The sequence below is a fragment of the Streptomyces chartreusis genome (assembly GCF_008704715.1).
GTDB lineage: Bacteria > Actinomycetota > Actinomycetes > Streptomycetales > Streptomycetaceae > Streptomyces > Streptomyces chartreusis.
This window is the reverse complement of sequence record NZ_CP023689.1, coordinates 4,471,933-4,494,670: the sequence shown is the minus strand read 5'-3', so window position 1 is coordinate 4,494,670 and position 22,738 is coordinate 4,471,933. Positions and strand designations below refer to the sequence as shown.

Genomic DNA, 22,738 nt, shown 5'->3' with positions numbered 1-22,738 from the left:
CGCGGCCGAGTGGTCACGGCATACAGCGGCGGGATGCATCAACTGTCGGTAAACGGATCGTAATGCAGAGTAAAGTGACGGAATAGATTTTCCGAGCAAATGGACTAATAAATCCCCCTCAAGAGTGAAGTGGCTAATTAGTCGGCTTGTCGTATTAATTCCTTTCTCGGTCCCGTGCGACCTTGGCGGCGCTGTCGCCCTCCGAGAGAAGGAAGTAGGTGGACCGAACATGGCCGCCACTCGCAGGTTCGCCGCCCCCCGAAAAACCGCCGCGACACACCGAATTGCCGCGGGCACCGCTGCCGCCGCGGTCTGCGCCGCATCACTCGCCGGATGCGCGAGCCGTGACACGAGCGGGCAGTCGGCGCCCGGGCCGCAGAAGGCGAAGCCCGCGGCGCCCGTGCCGCCCCGCAGTGCGATCCGTCTGATCGGTGACGGGTCCACCGCGTACACCGGCGCACAGCCGCATCTGCCCCGGCCCGAACGGCTCAAGCCCGGTCAGAAACCCCCGCAGTTCGTGGTGTTCTCCTGGGACGGCGCCGGCGAGGACGGGCAGAGGCTGTTCTCCCACTTCCGCAAGGTGGCCAGGGCGAACAACGCGACCATGACCTACTTCCTCAGCGGCGTGTACATGCTGCCGGACCACAAGCGCGACCTGTACCGGCCCCCGCAGCACTCCCCGGGCCGCTCCGACATCGGCTTCAACGACGCGGAGGGAATCAGCGACACCGTGAAGCAGCTGCGCCTCGCGTGGCTGGAGGGCAACGAGATCGGCACCCACTTCAACGGCCACTTCTGCGGCAGCGGCGGCGGTGTGGGCGAGTGGTCGGTGGAGGAGTGGAAGGACGAGATCACTCAGGCGAAACGTTTCGTCAAGTCCTGGAAGACCAACACCGGCATGAGCAAGGCGTCCCCCCTCCCCTTCGACTACGACAAGGAGCTCATCGGCGCCCGCACACCCTGCCTGGAGGGCCGCAAGAACTTCGTCACCGCGGCCCGCGAGATGGGCTTCCGCTACGACTCCAGCGGCGTCAACAACCAGCTCTGGCCCGTGAAGAGGGAGGGCCTGTGGGATCTGTCGATGCAGCTCGTGCCCTTCCCCGGGCACTCCTACGAGCAGCTCACCATGGACTACAACTTCATGGTCAACCAGTCGGGCACCAAGAGCCAGGGTGACCCCGACAAGCACGAGTTCTGGGGTGACCAGATGCGGGACGGCCTGCTCATGGGCTTCCGCCGCGCCTACGAGGGCAACCGCGCGCCCCTGATCATCGGCAACCACTTCGAGTCCTGGAACGGCGGCACCTACATGCGCGCCGTCGAAGAGGTCGTCGAAGCCGTCTGCAACAAGCCCGACGTGCGCTGCGTGTCCTTCCGGCAGCTCGCCGACTGGCTCGACGCACAGGACCCGGCGGTCCTGCGGAAGCTGCGCACCCTGGAGGTCGGCGAAGCCCCGAAGCAGGGCTGGGCGTCCTTCCTGTCCGGACACCCCGCGCCCGCCCCGAAGGGGGTCCCCGGGGCTCCGCCGCTCAAGCAGTAGGCGTCAGCGGGGTGTTGGCCTCGCGCGGGGCGCACAGACTCTCCCCGAGCACGAACCCGGGGTCGATCTGCGCAGCCAGGTCGACCCCGGTGCGCTCGTTCCCCCACGACCGGGCGTTCTTCAGGTGGAACTGCACCATCTGGCGGGTGTAGCGCTCCCAGTCCCGCAGCTCGTACGTCGCGTCCACGGCCGTGCGCAGCCGGCGCAGGGAGAGGTGGTTCTCGTCCTCCAGGAGGTCGAACCGGGGCGGACGGCCCTTCTCCATGGAGCGCACCCAGTCCGAGTGCCCGACGGTCACCAGCAGGTCGTCCCCGACCTCGGCGCGGAGGAAGTCGAGGTCGTCCTGACCCTGCACCTTGTTGCCGACGACCTTCAGGACGACTCCGAAGTCGCGGGCGTACTCCCGGTACTGGCGATAGACGGAGACCCCCTTCCGGGTCGGCTCGGCGACGAGGAACGTGATGTCGAAGCGGGTGAACATGCCGGAGGCGAAGGAGTCCGAGCCGGCCGTCATGTCGACCACGACGTATTCACCGGGGCCGTCCACCAAGTGGTTCAGGAACAGCTCCACCGCTCCTGTCTTGGAGTGGTAGCAGGCGACTCCGAGGTCGGACTCGGTGAAGGGGCCGGTGACCATCAAACGGACGGCGCCGCCGGCGAGTTCCACCGGCCGGGCGCAGGCGTCGTAGACCGGGTTCGGCTCGCTCACCCGCAGCAGCCGGGAACCCTCGCCGGGCGGTGTCGTCTTGATCATCGTCCGGGCGGAGGCGATCCGCGGGTTCGTGCCGCGCAGATGGTCCTTGATCAGCGGCAGCCGCTCGCCCATCGCAGGCACCGCGGCTGCCTGCGCCTCGTCCAGGCCGAGCGCGGCCCCCAGGTGCTGGTTGATGTCGGCGTCGACGGCCACGACGGGTGCGCCCGCGGCCGCGAGGTGGCGGATGAACAGAGAGGACAGGGTCGTCTTGCCGCTGCCGCCCTTCCCGACGAAAGCAATTTTCATGTTCACGAACGGTAGTCGGGTGATAGCTGTAAGTGGCAGACGTATGGGGAAGGCCACTCGATCGTGGGGTGTGGGCGATCGAAGGGGCGCGATGCTCGTTGGGGGGTCGCCTGCGGCCCAGAGGCGGGCGCGTAGTGTCGTACTCATGAGTACGACAGGTGCGTCCGCCGATCCTCTGGCGGCCCTCGGTTCGCTGCCCGGGGTCCCGGAGTCCGTGGAGTCCGTGCGCAAGGCTGTGGACCGGGTCTACGGGCACCGGATCATGCGCCGGCGCAGCAACGAGATCACCTCCGAGGCGGCGCTCCGCGGCGCCCGTGGCTCGGCGGCGCTGTCGGGTGCCGACTGGGCGCTCGAAGAGGTGCGCCGGCGTACCGACTTCAGTGGCGACGACGAGGCGCGCGTCGTGGGGGCGTCCCTGCGGCTGACTGCCGAGGCGGGCCAACTGCTGTCCATCTGGCGGCAGTCGCCGCTGCGCGTGCTGGCCCGTCTGCACCTGGTGGCGGCGGCGAGCAACGAGGACGAGGTCGGGCGGCCGCGCCAGGCCGGCGAGTCCGTCGACGAGCCCCTGATCGAGCTTCCGCTGCCGAGCGCCGACGAGGTGCACGGCCGGCTGGAAGGGCTGGCGGAGCTGATCATCGCGGGCGGTTCGGCGCCCGCCCTGGTGACGGCGGCCGTCGTGCACGGCGAGCTCCTCGCGCTGCGCCCGTTCACCTCCAACAACGGCCTGGTCGCCCGTACGGCCGAACGCATCGTCCTGGTCGGCAGCGGCCTCGACCCCAAGTCCGTCTGCCCGGCCGAGGTCGGTCACGCGGAACTCGGGCGCGCGGCCTATCTGGCGGCGCTCGAAGGCTATGTGTCCGGCACTCCCGAGGGCATGGCCGCGTGGATCGCCCATTGCGGCAAGGCGATCGAGCTCGGGGCGCGCGAGTCGACGGCGGTGTGCGAGGCGCTTCAGCGCGGGGCGGCGTAGGGCCGGGTGCTGCCGTCGGGCGGGGTGCCGTCGGGCAGGGTGCCGTCGGGCGGGGTGCCGTAAGGCGGGGTGCCGTAAGGCAGGGTTTCGCCGTCGTGGAACGCGGCGGCGCGGAATGGCTTGGCGCACGCGCGCGTGAGGATTCGTCGAGTTCCGGGAATCCCGCGCGGGGCCCACAAGAGTTGCGGCGGTACGAGGATTCGTACCGCCGCTGGCATGTTCACCGGGTTACCAAGCGTCCTCGATATGTTGCCCATCAGGTCGGGAACTTTGCCCGTGGCCTGGTGCGGCTGGCCCGTAATCGACGGGTCGACGTCGCGTGGGTGCCCAATGTTCATGCTCGGTCCGTGGGGCCAAATGCGTAATTTAAGGTGATCCTCTCGGATGTCCTTGGTCTCGCGGGCCGTTGACTCCTTTGTACTCCAGGTCACAACCAAGCGGAAGGCCTGGTCGCAGTTCTTTACTTTTGCTCTCAAATCACTTCAAACGGGCGCTTGTTTGTCGAGCGGGGTGTGCGCAAAGAGGAAAGCGCAGGTCAGACGGGCGCCGTACGGCGTCGGTTCGCGTACCAGACCAGGCCCGCGGTGGCCGCCGCGGCTCCTATGGCGGCTGCCGCGACCAGGGCCGGACGTGGCGGTACGGAGAAGGAGGGGAGCCGCTGCTTGAGCCGGACCGGGCGATGGAAATCGAGAATCGGCCACCCACGCGCGAGTGCCTCGCGGCGCAGCGCGCGGTCCGGGTTCACGGCGTGCGGATGCCCGACAGCCTCCAGCATCGGCAGGTCCGTCGCCGAGTCGCTGTAGGCGTAGCAGCGGCCGAGGTCGTAGCCCTCGGACTCGGCGAGTTCCCTGATGGCCTCGGCCTTCGTCGGGCCGTACGCGTAGTACTCCACCTCTCCGGTGAAGCAGCCGTCGGCGCCCACGACCATGCGCGTGGCCACCACGCGGTCGGCGCCGAGCAACTCGCCGATCGGCTCGACGACCTCGGCGCCCGAAGTGGACACGATCACCACGTCGCGGCCGGCGATGTGGTGCTCCTCGATGAGGGAGGCGGCCTCGTCGTAGATGATCGGGTCGATCAGGTCGTGCAGCGTCTCGGCGACGATCTCCTTGACCTGCTGGACGTTCCAGCCGCGGACGAGCGCGGAGAGGTACTTCCGCGTGCGCTCCATCTGGTCATGGTCCATACCGCCCACTCGGAAGACGAACTGGGCATATGCGGTCCGCAAGGCGGCCCTGCGGTTGATCAGACCGCCTTGGTAGAACGACTTGCTGAAGGTGAGCGTGCTCGACTTCGCAATGACCGTCTTGTCCAGGTCAAAGAAGGCCGCTGTGCGGGGCAAGGAGTGGTTTTCCACGACCCTGAGCATAGGCGCAGCCCATTCGGCGTAAGGTGGGCGCGTGGGTTTGCCTGAGAGGGCTCTCGGGTACACCATGGAAGTCACGGATCGTTCGCGACCGTGCTAACCCGGTCCGACTCCTCCCCCCCCGAGTCGGCCGTGGAGACGACCCCCGCTCTCCCCCCCGGCGGGGGTCGTCGCATGTCCGGGTGGGTTTTCCTCTTTCGAGCACTGCCGCAGGGCTGCGGCGAGGCGGCTGCGGCCGCCTGTTCGGCATGCTCATGATTCATGACTGTGTGTAGTCGTCGTGCTGCTCTGCGGAAGTCGTACAGGGGTCGGTGCAGGGGTCACCGGTTTGGGTGACGGCGATATTCACAACTGCTGAGTTGTCCACAGTTATCGACCAAGATCCACACGATTTCCGGGTTCGCTGCACCGTGATTCCAGCGCGTCCGGCTCGGGCCGACTTGTTGGCCGGTTCCGGTTTGTCGGGTGCGTTTGGCCGGTTCGTATCGGCCGTTCATATGGAGGCCGGTTGCCGGTTCTTCACACGTTTGGGAATCGCGGGGCCGCAGGGCTGCGCGAGCGATGCAGCGAAGGGGGACGGAAACCGTGACCGCAGTCGTCACACACGATCCGCCGTCCGCCGCCTCCGGGCGGCCGGGCAGGCCGTTGATCGTCACGGAAGACGTCGAACTGCTGGACGACCTGCTGCGCCTGTGCGCGGCGGCCGGCGCCACGCCCGAGGTCCACCACGGAGTGCCGGAGCCCAGAGGCAGTTGGGAGGCCGCGCCGCTCGTCCTGGTCGGCGACGACGCCGCACGGCGCGTGCGCGGCGCGGGACGCAGGGGCGGGGTGGTGCTGGTGGGCCGGGACCAGGACGACGCCGGGGTGTGGCGCCGGGCCGTCGAGATCGGGGCGGACCACGTCCTGATGCTGCCGGACGGCGAACAGTGGCTGGTGGACCGCATCGCCGACGTCACCGAGGGCGTCGGCCGCCCCGCCCTCACCGTCGGTGTCATCGGCGGCCGAGGCGGCGCAGGAGCCTCCACGCTCGCGTGTGCCCTCGCCGTCACCGCCGCGCGTGAGGGGCTGCGCACACTCCTCGTGGACGCCGATCCGCTGGGCGGCGGACTCGATGTACTCCTCGGCGGTGAGTCGGCCGAAGGGCTGCGCTGGCCCTCGTTCGCCGGCTCGCGCGGACGGCTCGGCAGTGGTGCGCTGGAGGAGTCGCTGCCGAAGCTGCACTCCCTTCGGGTCCTGAGCTGGGACCGCGGCGAATGCGTCGCGGTTCCGCCGCAGGCGATGCGAGCGGTGCTCGCGGCGGCCCGACGCCGGGGCGGCACGGTCGTCGTCGACCTGCCCCGCCGCATCGACGACGGGGTCGCCGAGGCGCTGGCCCAACTCGACGTCGGGATCGTCGTGGTCCCCGCCGAACTCCGCGCCGTCGCCGCCGCCCGCCAGGTGGCCTCCGCGGCCCGGCTCGTCCTACGGGACCTGCGGGTGGCGGTACGCGGTCCCTACGCACCCGGTCTCGACGACCGCGAGGTGGCCCGACTGCTGGATCTGCCATTGGTGGGCGAGGTGCCGGTCGAGCCGGGGCTGCTGCGGCCGCACGAGAGCGACGAACCGCCGGGGGCGGCCGGGCGAGGGCCACTGGCGCGATTCTGCCGGGAGTTCTGGGAGCGCTCTTTGCTTGAGGCGAGGGCGGCATGAGCACGGCGGTGGGGCTTGGCCGGGGGAGTGGGCGCGGGGGCGGCGTCGGCACGGCGGTGGGGTTTGACCGGGGAGGTGGGCGCGGGGGTGGCATGCGTACGGCGTCGGGGCTTGATGGGCTGAGCGGGCGCGAGGGCGGCTTGGGTGAGGCGGTGGGGCTCGATCGGGTGAGCGGGCGTGAGGGTGGTGCCGGCCTTGGGCGGCGGGACTCGGCCGAGCGGGCTGGTTCGTCGGCCGGGAGCTTGGTGCCGGAGCGATCGGCGGCCAGGGCTGTCGGCGTGCCGTCGGAGTTGCTGGACGGGGTGCGGCAGTGGCTGGCCGAGAGCGGGGCCGAGCCGACGCCCGCGCGAGTGGCGCAGGCTCTGCGCGAGCAGGGCAGGGTGCTGGGGGACGCCGAAGTCCTCGGGGCAGCCGCGCAGTTACGGTCCGAGCTGGTCGGCAGTGGCCCGCTGGAACCACTGCTCGCCGATCCCTCGGTGACGGACGTACTGGTGTCGGCGCCTGACCGTGTGTGGGTGGACCGTGGCGGCGGCCTGGAGCTGACGTCCGTGTCCTTCCCGGACGCGGCTGCCGTACGACGTCTCGCGCAGCGCCTGGCCGCGGTGGCCGGGCGGCGACTGGACGACGCGCGGCCCTGGGTGGACGCCCGGCTTCCCGACGGGACCCGGCTGCACGCGGTGCTGCCACCCGTCGCCGTCGGCTGCGCGTGCTTGTCGCTGCGAGTTGTACGGCCCCGGGCATTCACGCTCGCCGAACTGGTCGCCGCAGGCACGGTGCCGCCCGGCGGGGACCGGGTGCTGCGCGCACTGGTCGACGCACGGCTGTCGTTCCTCATCAGCGGCGGCACGGGCACAGGCAAGACCACGCTGCTGAGCGCGTTGCTCGGACTGGTGGGGGACGGCGAGCGGATCGTGCTCGCCGAGGACTCCGCCGAGCTGAGGCCGGACCACCCGCATGTCGTCCGACTGGAGAGCCGGCCCGCCAACCAGGAGGGCGCCGGGCTCGTCGCCCTCGACGACCTGGTGCGGCAGGCACTGCGGATGCGGCCGGACCGGCTGGTCGTGGGCGAGGTGCGCGGCCCCGAAGTCGTTCATCTGCTGGCCGCGCTGAACACGGGCCATGAAGGCGGCTGCGGCACGGTCCACGCCAACGCGGCGGCCGATGTACCGGCCCGGCTGGAGGCGCTCGGCACGGCGGCCGGGCTTGACCGGGCGGCGCTGCACAGCCAGTTGGCGGCCGCCTTGTCGGTCGTACTCCATCTGGTACGCGACCGGACCGGGCGTCGGCGGATCGCCGAGGTGCATGTGCTGGAGCGGGACCGGTCGGGGTTGGTGCGGACGGTGCCGGCGCTGCGGTGGGGAACGGAGGCGTTCGCGTCTGAGCGGGGGTGGGAGCGGCTGCAGGGGCTGCTTCGGGGTGAGGGCGGCGTGGGGCCGGGGTCGTCGGGCGTGCGGGCGGTGTAGCGCCGCCGGGATCGGTGAGCGTGCGGGCGATGTCGGGCCGGGATGTCGAGCGTGCGGGCGATGTAGAGGTGCCGGGTCCGTCGAGTGTGCGGCCGTTGGGCCGCCGGGTCCGTCGAGTGTGCGGGTGATGTGAGGCGGTCGGTTCGTCGAGTGTGCGGGCGAAGTAGGGCCAGGGCCGGTGAGCGTGAGGGCCTTGTCGGGCCAGGGCCCGGGGAGCGTGAGGGCGCTGTTGGGGCCAGGCCCAATGGGTGTGACGGATGGAGTGATTGGGGTGGGTGAGATGTCGGAAGGCGCGGCTGTGCTGTGCCTCGGTGTGGCGGTCTGGTTGTTGGGCGGGCCGAACTCCGGCGCGCGACGTGCCCAGTTGTTGCTGGCCGGTGGTGGGGCCGTGGGTGCCGGACCGCCTGACTGGCGGCGGCTGGCAGGGGAGCTGCGAGGGCGGATTCGCGCCGAGTGGTGGGCGGCTGCCGTCGGGCTGGTGCTGGCGCTGCTTGGGTCGTCGGTGCTGCCGGTCGTCGCGGGGGCGGCCGGGGTGCCATTGCTGAGGCGGGTGCGGCTGGCCCGGGAGGCGCGCGGAGCGAGGGAGCGTCGCGTGGCGGCGGTGATCACGCTGTGCGCGATGCTCGCCGGCGAGGTACGGGCTGGCCGGCAGCCGGGTGAGGCGCTGCTGCGGGCGGCGTGGGAGTCCGGTGGGCTCGGTGAGGCGCAGTCCGCGGTGTTGGCGGCTGCGAAGTTCGGCGGGGACGTGCCGGGCGCGCTCGCCTCTGCGGCACGGCAGCCGGGCGCCGAGGGCCTGTCGGGTCTGGCGGCGTGCTGGCGGGTCGCAGTGGACCAGGGTGCGGGGCTCGCGGCCGGGCTCGACCGGCTGGAGGCGGCCCTGCGGGCGGAGCGCGACCAACGAGCCGACCTGCGGGCCCAGTTGGCCGGCGCCAGATCGACGGTGCTGATGCTGGCCGCTTTGCCGGTCCTGGGGCTGCTGCTCGGTGCCGCCATGGGAGTCGACCCATTGCATGTGCTGCTGCACACCGGGGCGGGGTTCGGATGTCTGGTTGTGGGCGGAGTACTGGAAGGGCTCGGGATGTGGTGGGCGACGTGGATCGTCCGAGGAGCAGAGGCGGGGTGAGGTGCCGAGTGGGAGGGCGAGTCGGTCAGGGATCGCTTGCGCGGCGCGTACGGAGTCGATGGGGAGGCAGCGTGCGGAATCGCGTGAGAGGCCGAGTTGATGATCGCCGCGAACGGGAGGTGGCGAGGTGAACGCGGAGGTTGTCCACAGGCTGGGGATGGCGATGGGGGCGGTGCTGGTGGCCGGTTGGCTGCTGCGGTGGTCGGCCGAGGTCCGGCGCGAGCGGAAGGCTCGGCGACGGTTGGGGTCGCTAATGACGCCGGCCGAGGTGATGCCGCCTCGCAGACGGTACGACGTCCGGCAGGGCGTGCGGCAATGGCTGCCCCTGGCAGCGGTCGGGGGTGCCGGTTGGGCGCTGGTCGGCGGGGTTGCCGGTCTGGCGGTGGGGCTGGGCGCCGCGGGCGGGATGTGGCTGTGGCGGCGTCGGCAGAGAGCCGTAGCCGGTGCAGTGCAGGAGGTCGACGCCGGTGAGGTGGCACGTCGGCTCCCACTCGCCGCCGATCTCCTCGCGGCCTGCATCTCGGCGGGCGCTGGCCCCGTGATCGCGGCTCAGGCAGTGGGCGAGGCGCTTGGCGGTCCCGTCGGGGACGGGCTGTCACGAGGCGCGGCGGAGGTACGGCTCGGCGGCGAACCGGGCGAGGCGTGGCAGAAGTTGGCCGCCCTGCCTGGAGCGGAGGCGCTGGCGCGCCTGCTGGAGCGGGCCGATGTGACGGGGCTTCCGGCGGCCGGACCGGTCGCGCGGCTTGCTGCGGAGGCCCGCGCCGAGTGGACGCGCAACGCGACGGAACGGGCCAGGCGGGCGGCCGTCATGGTCAGCGCGCCGGTGGGCCTGTGCTTCCTGCCCGCGTTCATCGCGGTGGGCGTGGCGCCGGTCGTGATCGGGCTTGCGGGCGGGGTGTTGGGAGGAGGTGCCGGCTGACGGGGTGAGTGCGGCTACGGCCACAGGCCGACGGCCGGGGGTTCTGCGACAGGCGGGACCGGTTGCGGGCGGCTGCGGTCGTCGTGCAGCGGAAGTTCAACAGTTTGTTTCAACGGGACTGAACCTTACGGGGGTTGAGATGTACAAGGCGGTACGGGCACGGATGCGTGCGCTGGTGTGCAGGGTGCGGGCGGCGCGGGGCGATGCCGGCATGGTCACGTCTGAGTACGCGATGGGAATCGTGGCGGCGGTGGCGTTCGCGGTGGTGCTCTACAAGGTCGTGACGAGCGGGGAGGTCAGCGAGGAGTTGCAGGCCATCGTGAAGCGGGCGCTCGATGCGCGGATGTGAGGAGGAGAGGGAGCGGCGGGCCAGGAAGCCGTTCGGGGGCGCGGACCGGGGCTTCGTCACCGCGGAGTCGGCTGTCGTCCTACCGGTTCTGGTCATGTTCGCGATGGCGCTGGTGTGGGGTCTGCTCGTGATGGCGGCGCAGATCCAATGCGTGGACGCGGCCCGGACCGGTGCCCGCGCGGCGGCCCGGCAGGACCCCACCGACGCGGTCATCGAGGTCACCCGTGAGGCGGCACCCCGCGGCGCGACGGTCACGGTCGGCCGGGAGGGCGACGAGGTCCGGGTGGTCGTCGTGGCCAAGCCACCCGTGCTGACGGGGCTCCCCTTCGAGGTACGGGAGGAAGCCGTGGCCGCGGCCGAGGAAACGGTGGGGGCGGGGACATGAGAGGGAGTTCCGAGACAGGCCGTCGCAGGTCTGTGGCCGGCCGCCGCACCGCGCGCGCCGCAGCCGGCCTTCGGAGCGCTGCCCGGAAAGCTGCCCCCGACCCGCGCTCCGACCGAGGCTCCGCCACGGTCTGGAGCCTCGGCGCCATCACCGTGCTCTGCGTCGTCTTCGGCGTCGTACTCGCCCTGGGCCACGCCGTCGTGACCCGGCACCGGGCGGCAGGCGGCGCCGATCTCGCGGCGCTGGCAGCGGCCGACCACTGGGCGGAGGGTGGCCCGGCGGCCTGTGCACGGGCTGAACGGGTCGCCGGCGCGCAAGGCGTGCGGCTCGTGCGGTGCGTACTGGTCGGCGAGGTCTCGGACGTGACCGCGGCTTCGGGCCGAGGCCCCTTCGCGGCGGAGGTCAGGGCGCGGGCGGGGCCTGCTGAGCAGTCGGAGCTTCCACCGCCGACGGCGCATCTGGCACCGGACCCTGCGGTGAGGCACCGGCCGAGACCGGTTCCGTGACCGATTGCGGGGCCACGGCCGCCCCGTCCGACGCCGACGCGGACCCCTCGGGCTGAACCGCACCGGACCCATCACCCGGGCTCCCGTGCGATTCCTCCGGCGCCCCCCGCAACAAAACCGTCAGCAACCGCACGGCCCCCCGCTTGTGCAGCGGATCGTTGCCGTTGCCGCACTTGGGGGACTGGATGCAGGACGGGCAGCCGGCGTCGCACTCGCAGGAGGCGATGGCCTGGCGGGTGGCGGTGAGCCAGGAGCGGGCCGTATGGAAGGCGCGCTCGGCGAAGCCCGCGCCGCCGGGGTGGCCGTCGTAGACGAAGACCGTGGGGAGCAGCGTGTCGGGGTGGAGCGGGATGGAGACCCCGCCGATGTCCCAGCGGTCGCAGGTCGCGAAGAGGGGCAGCAGGCCGATCGAGGCGTGCTCGGCGGCGTGCAGGGCGCCGCCGAGGATCTCCGGGTTGATCCGGGCCTCGTCCAGCTGGTCCTCGGTGACCGTCCACCAGACCGCGCGGGTGCGCAGCGTACGAGGAGGGAGGTCGAGCTTCGTCTCGCCCAGTACTTCGCCGGTGATCAGCCGACGGCGCAGGAAGGAGACCACCTGGTTGGTGACCTCGACGGAGCCGTAGCAGAGGCGGCCGTCGCCCCAGGGGATCTCGACGTCCGTCTCCAGGACGGAGATCGCCGTCGTGTCGCGGGCGACCGTCGAGTAGGGCGGGGCGGCCTCCTCGACCAGGGCCACGGAGTCCTCCAGGTCGAGGGAGCGCACCAGGTACGTACGGCCCTGGTGCAGGTGGACCGCGCCCTCGTGGACGGAGCCGTGCGCGGCGCCCGCGTCGACCGTGCCGAGCAGCCGCCCCGTCCCGGCCTCGACCACCTGGACCGGACGGCCGCCCTCGCCGCGGATGTCGGTGAGGTCGGCGGCCCGTTCCCGGCGCGTCCAGTGCCAGGCCTTGGTGCGACGGCGCAGCAGCTTCGCGGCCTCCAGCTGCGGCAGCAGGCTCTCGGTCTCGGGGCCGAACAGCTCTAGGTCCTCGTCGGTCAGCGGGATCTCCGCGGCCGCCGCGCACAGATGCGGTGCGAGGACGTACGGGTTGTCGGGGTCGAGGACCGTCGATTCCACCGGACGGTCGAACAGGGCCTCGGGATGGTGGACGAGGTAGGTGTCCAGCGGATCGTCGCGGGCGACGAGGACCGCGAGGGCGCCCTGTCCTGAGCGGCCGGCGCGGCCCGCCTGCTGCCACAGGGAGGCGCGTGTGCCCGGGTAGCCGGCGATCAGTACGGCGTCGAGGCCGGAGACGTCGATGCCGAGTTCCAGGGCGGTGGTGGCCGACAGGCCGAGGAGCTCGCCGGAGTGGAGGGCCTGTTCCAGGGCGCGGCGTTCCTCGGGGAGGTAGCCGCCGCGGTACGCCGCGACACGCCGGGCGAGGGAGCGGTCTACCTCGGCGAGGCGTTCCTGGGCGATGACCGAGATCAGCTCGGCGCCGCGCCGGGAGCGTACGAAGGCGACCGAGCGGATGCCCTGCACCGCCAGGTCGGTCAGGAGGTCCGCCGTCTCGGCGGTGGCCGTACGCCGGACGGGTGCGCCCTTCTCGCCCTGCATCTCGGTGAGCGGGGGCTCCCAGAGGGCGAAGACCAGCTCGCCGCGCGGGGAGGCGTCGTCGGCGACCTCCACGACCGGGAGGCCGGTGAGGCGCCGGGCGGCGACCGCGGGCTCGGCGGCCGTCGCGGAGGCCAGCAGGAAGACCGGGGAGGCGCCGTAGCGGGCGCACAGGCGGCGCAGTCGGCGCAGCACCTGGGCGACGTGGGAGCCGAAGACGCCGCGGTAGGTGTGGCACTCGTCGATGACGACGTACTTGAGCGCCTTCAGGAAGGAGGACCAGCGGGGGTGAGACGGGAGTATGCCGCGGTGCAGCATGTCGGGGTTGGTCAGGACGTAGTTGCCGTACTGGCGGACCCACTCGCGTTCCTCGAACGGAGTATCGCCGTCGTACACGGCGGGTCGGACGGAATTGCCCAGCGGATGTGAAAGTTCCTTCACCGAACGGCACTGGTCCGCCGCAAGAGCCTTGGTCGGGGCCAGGTAGAGGGCGGTCGCGCCGCGGCCGTTCGGGGCTTCTGAACCGTCCAGGAGTGTCGACAGGACGGGCACGAGGTAGGCCAGGGACTTGCCGGAGGCCGTGCCCGTGGCGACGACCACCGACTCGCCGTCCAGGGCGTGCTCGGCGGCGCGTGCCTGGTGGGCCCATGGATGCTGGATTCCAGCCGTCTGCACCGCGGCGATGACCTCCGCGCGGATCCGGTCGGGCCAGACGGCATGGCGGCCCTCCCTCGGGGGCACATGCTCCGTATGAGTGATGCGCGAAGCCCGACTCGGCCCCGAGGCGAGTCGGCCCAGCACCGCGCCCGGGTCCACCCGGGAAACGGGGCCCGTCGGGGATCGATCGGATCGGTGATTCTTGGCCATCGGGACCGAGTGTGTCACTGGCGTGACGGACAATGGGACCAAGGCGTCGTGCACGCCTGCCGGTAAGTGATTGAATGCCATCGCGGCTGGCGAACCGTCCTGGGACTGCAAGCCGAGGTGTCCCGAGGGACGACCGCTCGATAGCAAGGTGCTGGAGGATCCGTGGACCTGTCCCTGTCGACCCGTACCGTCGGCGATCGTACGGTCGTCGAGGTCGGTGGCGAAATCGACGTATATACCGCGCCCAAGTTGCGCGAACAGTTGGTCGAGCTGGTGAACGACGGGAGTTTCCACCTCGTCGTTGACATGGAGGGCGTGGACTTCCTCGACTCCACCGGGCTCGGCGTTCTGGTCGGCGGCTTGAAGCGGGTTCGTGCCCATGAGGGCTCTCTGCGCCTGGTGTGCAACCAGGAGCGCATTCTGAAGATCTTCCGCATCACCGGCCTCACCAAGGTGTTCCCGATCCACACCTCGGTCGAGGAAGCGGTAGCGGCAACCGACTGACAACCGGACCCGGGGGCGCACCTGAGCGTGCCCCGGGGCGGCAGAAGTTGAAACAGACGGGGGACTGGGCTTTCGGCGGCCCGGTCCCCCCGACAGCACGCCCGAAGTCGCGAGGGGGATGCATGGCCACCGTTGAACTCCGCTTCAGCGCGCTGCCCGAGCACGTCAGGACCGCCCGACTGGTGGCGGCAGCGGTGGCGCGCAGGGCCGGAGTGGACGAGGCCGTCCTGGACGAGGTCAGACTCGCCGTGGGCGAGGCCTGCACCCGGGCCGTCGGACTGCACCAGATGGTCGGCATCACGGCGCCGGTGAAGGTGTCGCTGATCGAGGAGGAGAAGCAGTTCTCCATCGAGGTCGGCGACGAGGCGCCGCGTTCCGTTCCCGGCGAGCGGGCATCCGGCGCCGGGAGCGGCGACGGTGAGGTGGAGGCCGAGGAGGACGAGATGGGCCTCGCGGTCATCAGTGGTCTCGTCGACGACGTCGAAGTCTCCGCAGGGGAGCATGGTGGCCTGATCCGTATGACCTGGCCGACCACACCGCCGGCCGCGGTGCTCCCCTGAGGGAACAGCCTCACCCATCCGTCTCATCACGAAGGGCCCTGCTGAGCAGGGCCCTTCGTGTTTTTGTCTCCGGCGCCGGGGAATTCGTGAATGAATTCACGATCGATCTTCCGATAATTGATCAAGCTCCCGATAATTTGATCAAGCGTCAATCTCGGCGTCAATGGTTTTAGGGCATTAGCACTTTCGGGTTCAGTGGCTTGATGTCGATCATTTGCTGAACGGCATGTGAAGGCCAATTCCGTTTACCGCCATCTGTTTTGATCAGGTTCCGGTACCTAGAATCCGTCCACATCTTGAGCTCAGCCCAAGCGTCAAGGAGGACGAATGGCGGGGCTTTCTACCCCTCATCAGTTGGACCACCCCACAACCTTCGCAGCCGCAGTGCTGACGGACGACAACCGGATCATCATCACGATCATCGGTGTCGTCGCGCTGGCAGCGCTCGTGGTCGCCGGAGTCCTGGTGCGCCAGGTGCTCGCGGCGGGCGAGGGCACCGACAGCATGAAGAAGATCGCGGCAGCGGTCCAGGAAGGCGCCAACGCCTATCTGGCCCGGCAGCTGCGCACGCTCGGCGTATTCGCCGTCGTCGTGTTCTTCCTGCTCATGCTGCTGCCCGCGGACGACTGGAATCAACGCATCGGCCGATCGGTGTTCTTCTTGATCGGCGCCGCGTTCTCGGCAGCCACCGGCTATATCGGCATGTGGCTCGCCGTGCGCAGCAATGTGCGTGTCGCCGCGGCGGCCCGGGAAGCGACCCCGGCGGAAGGTGAACCGGAAAAGGATCTCACCACCGTCTCGCACAAAGCCATGAAGATCGCTTTCCGCACGGGCGGCGTCGTCGGCATGTTCACAGTGGGGCTCGGTCTGCTCGGCGCCTCCTGTGTGGTGCTGGTGTACGCGGCCGACGCGCCGAAGGTGCTCGAAGGATTCGGTCTCGGTGCCGCGCTGATCGCGATGTTCATGCGTGTCGGCGGCGGCATCTTCACCAAGGCCGCCGACGTCGGCGCCGACCTGGTCGGAAAGGTCGAACAGGGCATTCCGGAGGACGACCCGCGCAATGCCGCGACCATCGCCGACAACGTGGGCGACAACGTCGGCGACTGCGCGGGCATGGCGGCCGACCTCTTCGAGTCGTACGCCGTGACCCTGGTCGCCGCACTGATCCTCGGATCGGCGGCGTTCGGTGACTCCGGGCTTGCCTTCCCGCTGATCGTGCCCGCGATCGGCGTGATCACCGCGATGATCGGCATCTTCGCGGTGGCACCGCGGCGCAGCGACCGCAGCGGCATGACCGCGATCAACCGCGGATTCTTCATCTCCGCGGTGATCTCGATCGTGCTGGTCGCGATCGCCGTGTTCGCCTACCTGCCGTCGTCGTACGCCGACCTGGACGGCATCGGCGACGCCGCCATCGCGGCCAAGGACGGCGACCCGCGGATCCTCGCGCTCGTCGCCGTGGCGATCGGCATCCTGCTGGCCGCTGTCATTCAGCAGCTGACCGGCTACTTCACCGAGACCAACCGCCGCCCGGTGCAGGACATCGGCAAGACCTCGCTCACGGGGCCCGCCACCGTCGTCCTCGCCGGTATCTCGATCGGTCTCGAGTCGGCCGTCTACACCGCCCTGCTGATCGGCCTCGGCGTCTACGGGGCGTTCCTGCTCGGCGGCACGTCGATCATGCTCGCGCTGTTCGCGGTGGCGCTGGCCGGCACCGGTCTGCTCACCACGGTCGGCGTGATCGTCGCCATGGACACCTTCGGTCCGGTCTCCGACAACGCGCAGGGCATCGCCGAGATGTCCGGCGACGTCGAGGGCGCCGGCGCCCAGGTGCTCACCAACCTGGACGCGGTCGGCAACACGACCAAGGCCATCACCAAGGGCATCGCCATCGCCACCGCCGTCCTGGCGGCAGCGGCGCTCTTCGGGTCGTACCGCGACGCCATCACCACCGGCGCACGGGACGTGGGCGAGAAGCTCAGCGGCGAGGGCGCGCCCATGAACCTGATCATGGACATCTCGCAGCCCAACAACCTCGTCGGCCTCATCGCGGGCGCGGCGGTGGTGTTCCTCTTCTCGGGGCTCGCCATCAACGCCGTGTCGCGGTCGGCGGGTGCCGTGGTCTACGAGGTGCGGCGGCAGTTCCGTGAGCGGCCCGGGATCATGGACTACTCGGAGAAGCCCGAGTACGGCAAGGTCGTCGACATCTGCACCCGGGACGCCCTGCGCGAGCTCACCACGCCGGGACTGCTCGCGGTGATGGCGCCCATCTTCATCGGGTTCACGCTCGGCGTCGGTGCCCTGGGCGCCTTCCTCGCGGGCGCGATCGGTTCGGGCACCCTCATGGCGGTGTTCCTGGCCAACTCCGGAGGCGCCTGGGACAACGCCAAGAAGCTCGTCGAGGACGGTCACCACGGTGGCAAGGGCAGCGAGGCCCACGCCGCGACGGTGATCGGCGACACGGTCGGCGACCCCTTCAAGGACACCGCCGGTCCCGCGATCAACCCGCTGCTGAAGGTGATGAACCTGGTCGCGCTGCTCATCGCGCCCGCGGTCATCCAGTTCAGCTACGGCGAGGACAAGAGCGTCGGCGTGCGGGTCCTGATCGCCGTCGTCTCGGCCCTCGTGATCGTCGGCGCGGTCTACGTCTCCAAGCGGCGAGGCATCGCCGTGGGTGACGAAGACAACGCCGAGAGGGTGGCCAAGCCGGCCGATCCCGCTGTGGTCTCGTAGGCGGTTATACGACGGCCCAGCTCAAGAGGCGGGCGGGCGGCGCGCATTGACGTGCCGCCCGCCCGCCTCTTGCTGTTCACGCCCTTGCCGTGACCCTTCTCTCACATGGTGCAAACAGTATGAAAAGCCAATGGATGGCACATGCGGCAAGGTGTCCTCCCCGATCCGACGTGTAGGGTCCCGTGGCCGATAGCCGTGGAAGGGACCAAACCGGTGAACAAGAAGCTCGCGGCCGCACTGTCCGGCGGTGCGGTACTCGTACTGGCGCTGACGGGATGCACAAGCGACGAGGGCAACAAGGAACTCGACGCCTGGGCCAAGAAGGTCTGCGACGCGGTACCGGCCCAGAACGCGAAGATCTCGGCGGCCTACGTCGCGATAACCAAGGCGGCCAAGGACACCACCAGCACGCCCAAGGAGCTCCAGGAGGCCGACTCCAAGGCCTTCCAGGACCTCGCCGAGGGCTACAAGGCGCGCGCCGGCCTCATCAGCGGCGCCGGGGCGCCTCCCGGCGTGGAGGACGGCGCGAAGGTCCAGCAGGACGTCGTCAAGAAGCTCACCTCCCTCTCCGCGGCCTACGCCGACCTCAAGGAGCGGGTCGACAAGCTGGACACGAAGGACCAGGGCAAGTTCGCCTCCGGCCTGAAGGACGTGTCCGCCGAGATGAAGCAGGTGGAGACGCAGCGCCAGAGCGCCGTCACGGCGCTGAAGAAGCTGGAGTCCGGCGACACCAAGAAGGCGCTGACCTCGCAGGAGGGCTGCAAGCAGGCCGCCGAGGCGTCCGGCGCCGCCGGGGCCACCGGCAGCTGAGCCCGACCACGGCCGCCGGCGTCACCGGCGGCCGGGCCGGCCCCGGTCACCGGCGCCCCGGCCCACTCCAGGGGCGGACGCGGGTCACAATGAGGGCGTGAGTGACTCCACGCTGCCCTCCCTGCCCGCTTCCGACCGCCCCGATGTCGCCGCCCGGCTCAGAGAGGCCCTGCTCGGGGCCTCCTTCACCGCCGACGGGCTCCTCGAACTGCTCGGTGCGCCCGCGTACGCGGCGCTCGCCCGCAGCGAGACCGTGCCCGCGCTCCGGGCGACCCGCGGAGACACGCCGCTGGAGGCGCTCGTACGGCTCTTCCTGCTGCAGCAGCCCGTCGCGCACGCGCGCGTGGCGGACGTGCTGCCCGTGGACGCGTGCCTGGAGAGCGGGTGGCTGGTCCGGGTCGGCGGCGCGTCCGACGACGACATCGCCGCGACCGTCGACGTACGGCCCTACGGCGGGCCCGGCGGCGAGGACTGGTTCATCGTGTCCGACCTCGGCTGCGCGGTCGGCGGTGCCGGAGGCATCGGCAGCAAGGACGAGGGCGTCGTCCTCGGCGTCGGCGGGGCCTCCACGACCCTCGCCGGCATCACCGTCCGTACGCCCGTCTCCTCCGCCCTCGACGTCGGCACCGGGTCCGGCATCCAGGCCCTGCACGCCGCGCAGCACGCCACGCGCGTGACGGCGACCGACCTCAACCCGCGCGCACTGCACATCACCGCGCTCACGCTGGCGCTGTCCGGCGCGCCCGCCGCGGATCTGCGGGAGGGCTCGCTGTTCGAGCCGCTGAAGGACGACGAGACCTACGACCTGATCGTGTCCAACCCGCCCTTCGTGATCTCGCCGGGCGCGCGGCTGACGTACCGCGACGGCGGGATGGGCGGGGATGATCTGTGCCGGTCGATCGTTCAGGGAGCGGGGACGCGGCTGAGCGAGGGCGGGTTTGCGCAGTTCCTCGCCAACTGGCAGCACGTCGCGGGGGAGGACTGGCAGGACAGGCTGCGTTCCTGGGTGCCGCGCGGGTGCGACGCGTGGATCGTGCAGCGCGAGGTCCAGGACGTCACGCAGTACGCCGAGCTGTGGCTCAGGGACGCCGGTGACCACCGGGGTGACGCGGCCGAGTACCAGGCGCGGTACGACGCGTGGCTGGACGAGTTCGAGGCGCGCAAGGTCAGGGCCGTCGGCTTCGGGTGGATCACGCTGCGCAGGACGTCGGCCGCCGTGCCCTCGATCACCGTGGAGGAGTGGCCGCACCCGGTCGAGCAGCCGCTCGGTGACACCGTCCGCGAGCACTTCGCCCGGCTCGACTACCTGCGTGCCCGGGACGACGCGGCCCTGCTGGAGGACCACTTCAGGCTCGTCGCCGAGGTCGTGCAGGAACAGGTCGGGCTGCCCGGCGCCGAGGATCCGGAGCACGTGGTGCTGCGCCAGCACCGGGGCATGCGCCGGGCCACCCAGGTCGACACGGTCGGCGCGGGCTTCGCGGGCGTGTGCGACGGCTCGCTGAGCGCCGGCCGCATCCTGGACGCGATCGCCCAGCTGATGGGCGAGGACCCGGTGATGCTGCGCGACCGTACGCCCGCCCAGATCCGGCTGCTGGTGGAGCAGGGGTTCCTCGAACCGGCACGGTGACCCGACCTCGCGACGCCTGTCACGCCTGGGGTGGCTTGCCACCACTGCTTCACAAGTGCCCGATCTGACGGGATTGATCCTGAAAAGGTCTCCTGTCAGTGGTGGGTGCGAAGCTACCTTCAAGAGACGGACTCGACGCGCCCTCGGGGGAGGCGCGCCGTCTCGGTCCCGGGGGGAGGCGTGATGGCGGGGGAGACGCCGGATCACGGCGAAGGCAGGCTCATCAACGGCCGGTACCGGCTGGTGCGGACGCTCGGCGCGGGCGGCATGGGACGCGTGTGGCTCGCGTACGACGAGGAGTTGGCCTGCGAGGTCGCGATGAAGGAGATCGCGCTTCCGGACGCGCCGATGGACGCGAGCGAGACGAGCCGGCGCATCGCCCGCGCCCGCAGCGAGGCCCGGCACGCGGCACGGCTGCGCGGGCACCCGCATGTGGCCACGGTGCACGACGTGGTGGTGCACGAGGGGCTGCCGTGGATCGTCATGGAGCACGTGCCGGACGCGGTGGATCTCCAGGCGGTCGTACGGAGTTCGGGGCCGCTGACGCCCGCTCAGGCGGCCCGCGTCGGGCTCGCCGTGCTCGACGCGCTGACCGCCGGGCACCGGATCGGCATCCTCCACAGGGATGTGAAACCGGCCAACATCCTTCTGGCGCCGGACGCTTCGGGCGACCACCACGCACGCGTGCTGCTCACCGACTACGGCATCGCCCTCCAGCCCGAGTCCCGCGAGCCCCGGCTCACGGCGACCGCGGGCATCCTCGGCACACCCGGCTACCTCGCCCCGGAACGCGCGCGTGGCGAGCCGCCCACCCCGGCCGCCGACCTGTTCTCCCTCGGCGCCACGCTCTACGCCGCCGTCGAAGGCCGCGGCCCCTTCGACCGGCACGGCGACTACGCCACCCTCACGGCCCTGCTCGGCGAGGACCCGACCCCACCGCTCCTCGCGGGCGAACTGGCGCCGGTGCTCCAGGGGTTGCTGGTGAAGGACCCGGTGCGCAGATCGGCACCGGAGGCGGTGGCCCGGGGGCTGGAGCGGGTGGCGCGGGCGGCGGAGCCGACCGTGGGCACGGGGCCTCACGTGGGCGCGGGGCCGGTGGGGTTCGGCCCGCCGCCCATCGGTTTCGGGCCGCCACCGGGCACTCCGCAGACACCGAGTACTCCGCAAACGCCGGGCACCCCGCAGACACCGGCCGCACCGCCGACCCCGAACACCCCGCAGTCGCCCTTCGACCCCGGAAACCCCTACGCGCAAGGCACCTACGCCCAGGGGCCGTATGCGCAAGGCACCTACGCGCAGGGCCCGTACGCCCAGGGCGCGGCAGCCGCCACCACACCGTCGTACCTGACCGGCATCTCCGGCGGTCCCGGAAGCGCGGCCGGCGCCGGCGGAAAGCGCACCGCGATCGTCGCGCTCGTCTTTGGGCTCGTGCTCGTCGTCGCCGGTGGGACCTGGGCCGTCGTGTCGCTGACCGGCGAAGACGCAGGGGCCCAGAAGAACTCGGCGACGAAGGCGTCGCCCGCGGCGAGCGCGTCGCGAACATCTCCGGCACCGACCGGCCCGGTGTATCCGTACGGCGAGGGCGTGGGCCTCACCGAGCCGCTGGAGACGGGCGACTGCGTGCGGGCGGTGTGGTCCGGGACGCCGTTCGAGTCGGTGCCGAACCTCGGCGTCGTGGACTGCGCCGACGACTGGCCCGACGGCCAGGTCGTGGCCGTCGACACCGCCACCGACTTCGCCGACGCCCGAGCGCAGGGCACCCGGCGCTGCGAGCGGCAGAGCGGGACGATCGCCGCCGCGCTGCCGGACGCGGCGCCCTACGCCGTCGTACCGACGCGGCAGGGGTTCGCCGCGGCCGGCAGCGGCACCGCATGTCTCGTACTCGGCCGGCATGCCGCGATAGGCGGCGAAGTGGGCGGTTTCCGTGACGACGGGGAGAACCTCTGGGTGGGGCAGATGAGTGTCGGCGACTGCTGGATCTACGAGGAAGAGGGCGACGGTTACAACGCCCCCTTGATCGACTGCGCCAAACCCCACACCGACCAGGTCATAGGCACGGTTCAGGCACCCGGCGGAATGAGTCACGAGAACGGTTCGGACAACGCCACCAAGCTGTGCCGGAACAAATTCGAGGCGATCTGGGCGCCGGGCGAGGAGCGGGCCGTCTACGGCTGGATCGCGGACGAGGAGGACTGGGAAGCGGGCTTCGACAAGGCCGTGTGCACGGTCGGCCGGGTCGACAACGCCGAGACGACCGGAAAGATACCGGCGCCCGGCGCGGTCTGAGCCGGACGGGGCCGGTGAGGGCGGAGGATGCCGAGAGGCCGCCGTGGCTGCCGGGGCCGGAGTGACTCCGGAGTCCACAGCCATGTCGGCCCCGCGTTCACCTGAGGTTCGTCTGTGCGCCGTCCGCGCGTGCCAGTCTCGCCGGGCTGGGCATCCGCTGACGGGAGAAAAGGGGCAAGCGGAACCATGGAAAGGGGACCGGCACTCTTCGCCGGGATCGTGTTCGCCCTGTTCGGAGGCGGGCTGCTGGTGTGGACCGCGGTCCGGGTACGGCAGCGTCAGCCCGTCGCTCACGGTGTGAACCCCGTCGCATCCGCGACGCTCGCCGGCGTTGTCTCGATGATCGCGCTGATCCTCGGAACCTGGTGCTTCACCCGCCTCTGAGAACGGCCCGCGAGCTGGGCAGCCGTTAATTGACAGGGCCTCTTCCGGAAAGGCTCGAAAAGA

The 22,738-nt window shown here is 70.9% G+C and carries 20 protein-coding genes; 16 read left to right on the top strand and 4 right to left on the bottom strand.

What is annotated here, in order from left to right; all coding sequences use genetic code 11:
* The first annotated feature begins 229 nt into the window (after positions 1–229).
* Positions 230–1,540: a polysaccharide deacetylase family protein gene (locus CP983_RS19360; protein ID WP_150500712.1), complete on the top strand. Its 1,311-nt coding sequence runs from the start codon at positions 230–232 to the stop codon at positions 1,538–1,540.
* Here CP983_RS19360 and CP983_RS19355 read toward each other — a convergent pair.
* A complete protein-coding gene (locus CP983_RS19355; RefSeq protein ID WP_150500710.1) occupies positions 1,530–2,540 on the bottom strand; it encodes an ATP-binding protein in 1,011 nt (336 codons plus the stop codon). The genes CP983_RS19360 and CP983_RS19355 overlap by 11 nt on opposite strands.
* 145 nt (positions 2,541–2,685) lie before the next feature.
* On the opposite strand from CP983_RS19355, the gene CP983_RS19350 reads away from it, so the two are divergent.
* On the top strand, positions 2,686–3,510 hold the full coding sequence (locus CP983_RS19350; protein WP_150500709.1) for a Fic family protein: 825 nt from the start codon (positions 2,686–2,688) through the stop codon (positions 3,508–3,510).
* On the opposite strand, the gene CP983_RS19345 is transcribed toward CP983_RS19350, so the two are convergent.
* Both CP983_RS19345 and CP983_RS19340 read right to left on the bottom strand, forming a co-directional pair.
* Complete coding sequence (locus CP983_RS19345; protein WP_150500707.1) at positions 3,492–3,848, bottom strand: hypothetical protein; 357 nt, start codon at positions 3,846–3,848, stop codon at positions 3,492–3,494. The two genes, CP983_RS19350 and CP983_RS19345, sit on opposite strands and share 19 nt — an antisense overlap.
* 197 nt (positions 3,849–4,045) lie before the next feature.
* Positions 4,046–4,879: an HAD family hydrolase gene (locus CP983_RS19340; RefSeq protein ID WP_150500705.1), complete on the bottom strand. Its 834-nt coding sequence runs from the start codon at positions 4,877–4,879 to the stop codon at positions 4,046–4,048.
* Positions 4,880–5,437: 558 nt separating this feature from the next.
* Between CP983_RS19340 and ssd the strand changes: the two genes are divergently transcribed.
* From ssd to CP983_RS19305, 7 genes are all read left to right on the top strand, one after another.
* Complete coding sequence (ssd, locus tag CP983_RS19335) at positions 5,438–6,565, top strand: septum site-determining protein Ssd (protein WP_150500703.1); 1,128 nt, start codon at positions 5,438–5,440, stop codon at positions 6,563–6,565.
* Between the two features lie 242 nt (positions 6,566–6,807).
* Positions 6,808–8,028, top strand: a complete 1,221-nt coding sequence (locus tag CP983_RS19330; RefSeq protein WP_449336639.1) for a TadA family conjugal transfer-associated ATPase — start codon at positions 6,808–6,810, stop codon at positions 8,026–8,028.
* Between the two features lie 280 nt (positions 8,029–8,308).
* Positions 8,309–9,151: a type II secretion system F family protein gene (locus CP983_RS19325; RefSeq protein ID WP_150506704.1), complete on the top strand. Its 843-nt coding sequence runs from the start codon at positions 8,309–8,311 to the stop codon at positions 9,149–9,151.
* Positions 9,152–9,278: 127 nt separating this feature from the next.
* A complete protein-coding gene (locus tag CP983_RS19320) occupies positions 9,279–10,070 on the top strand; it encodes a type II secretion system F family protein (RefSeq protein ID WP_167537728.1) in 792 nt (263 codons plus the stop codon).
* 139 nt (positions 10,071–10,209) lie between these two features.
* The gene (locus CP983_RS19315; RefSeq protein WP_030956524.1) at positions 10,210–10,419 is read left to right on the top strand and encodes a DUF4244 domain-containing protein; all 210 of its coding nucleotides are present in this window, start codon (positions 10,210–10,212) and stop codon (positions 10,417–10,419) included.
* Positions 10,406–10,804, top strand: coding sequence for a TadE family type IV pilus minor pilin (locus CP983_RS19310; RefSeq protein WP_150500699.1), 399 nt, complete (start codon positions 10,406–10,408; stop codon positions 10,802–10,804). The genes CP983_RS19315 and CP983_RS19310 overlap by 14 nt, the downstream gene beginning before the upstream one ends.
* Positions 10,801–11,310 carry an Rv3654c family TadE-like protein gene (locus CP983_RS19305; protein WP_150500697.1) on the top strand — a complete coding sequence of 170 codons (510 nt, stop codon included), beginning with the start codon at positions 10,801–10,803 and terminating at the stop codon, positions 11,308–11,310. The genes CP983_RS19310 and CP983_RS19305 overlap by 4 nt, the downstream gene beginning before the upstream one ends.
* On the opposite strand, the gene CP983_RS19300 is transcribed toward CP983_RS19305, so the two are convergent.
* Positions 11,207–13,852: a DEAD/DEAH box helicase gene (locus CP983_RS19300; RefSeq protein ID WP_229915050.1), complete on the bottom strand. Its 2,646-nt coding sequence runs from the start codon at positions 13,850–13,852 to the stop codon at positions 11,207–11,209. The two genes, CP983_RS19305 and CP983_RS19300, sit on opposite strands and share 104 nt — an antisense overlap.
* 81 nt (positions 13,853–13,933) lie before the next feature.
* On the opposite strand from CP983_RS19300, the gene bldG reads away from it, so the two are divergent.
* The 7 genes from bldG to CP983_RS19265 all read left to right on the top strand — a co-directional run bounded on the left by bldG (position 13,934) and on the right by CP983_RS19265 (position 22,675).
* The gene (gene bldG, locus CP983_RS19295) at positions 13,934–14,275 is read left to right on the top strand and encodes an anti-sigma factor antagonist BldG (RefSeq protein WP_003975386.1); all 342 of its coding nucleotides are present in this window, start codon (positions 13,934–13,936) and stop codon (positions 14,273–14,275) included.
* A 122-nt stretch (positions 14,276–14,397) separates the two neighbouring features.
* Positions 14,398–14,835, top strand: a complete 438-nt coding sequence (locus CP983_RS19290; protein ID WP_107904607.1) for an ATP-binding protein — start codon at positions 14,398–14,400, stop codon at positions 14,833–14,835.
* A 327-nt stretch (positions 14,836–15,162) separates the two neighbouring features.
* Entirely contained in the window at positions 15,163–17,568 is a 2,406-nt protein-coding gene (locus tag CP983_RS19285) for a sodium-translocating pyrophosphatase (RefSeq protein ID WP_107904606.1), read from the top strand.
* Between the two features lie 195 nt (positions 17,569–17,763).
* The gene (locus tag CP983_RS19280; protein WP_150500695.1) at positions 17,764–18,378 is read left to right on the top strand and encodes a small secreted protein; all 615 of its coding nucleotides are present in this window, start codon (positions 17,764–17,766) and stop codon (positions 18,376–18,378) included.
* A gap of 97 nt (positions 18,379–18,475) precedes the next feature.
* Positions 18,476–20,005, top strand: a complete 1,530-nt coding sequence (locus CP983_RS19275) for a DUF7059 domain-containing protein (protein WP_150500693.1) — start codon at positions 18,476–18,478, stop codon at positions 20,003–20,005.
* 183 nt (positions 20,006–20,188) lie between these two features.
* Positions 20,189–22,291, top strand: coding sequence for a serine/threonine-protein kinase (locus tag CP983_RS19270; RefSeq protein WP_150500691.1), 2,103 nt, complete (start codon positions 20,189–20,191; stop codon positions 22,289–22,291).
* Positions 22,292–22,477: 186 nt separating this feature from the next.
* Entirely contained in the window at positions 22,478–22,675 is a 198-nt protein-coding gene (locus CP983_RS19265) for a hypothetical protein (protein ID WP_107904602.1), read from the top strand.
* Positions 22,676–22,738: the final 63 nt, after the last annotated feature.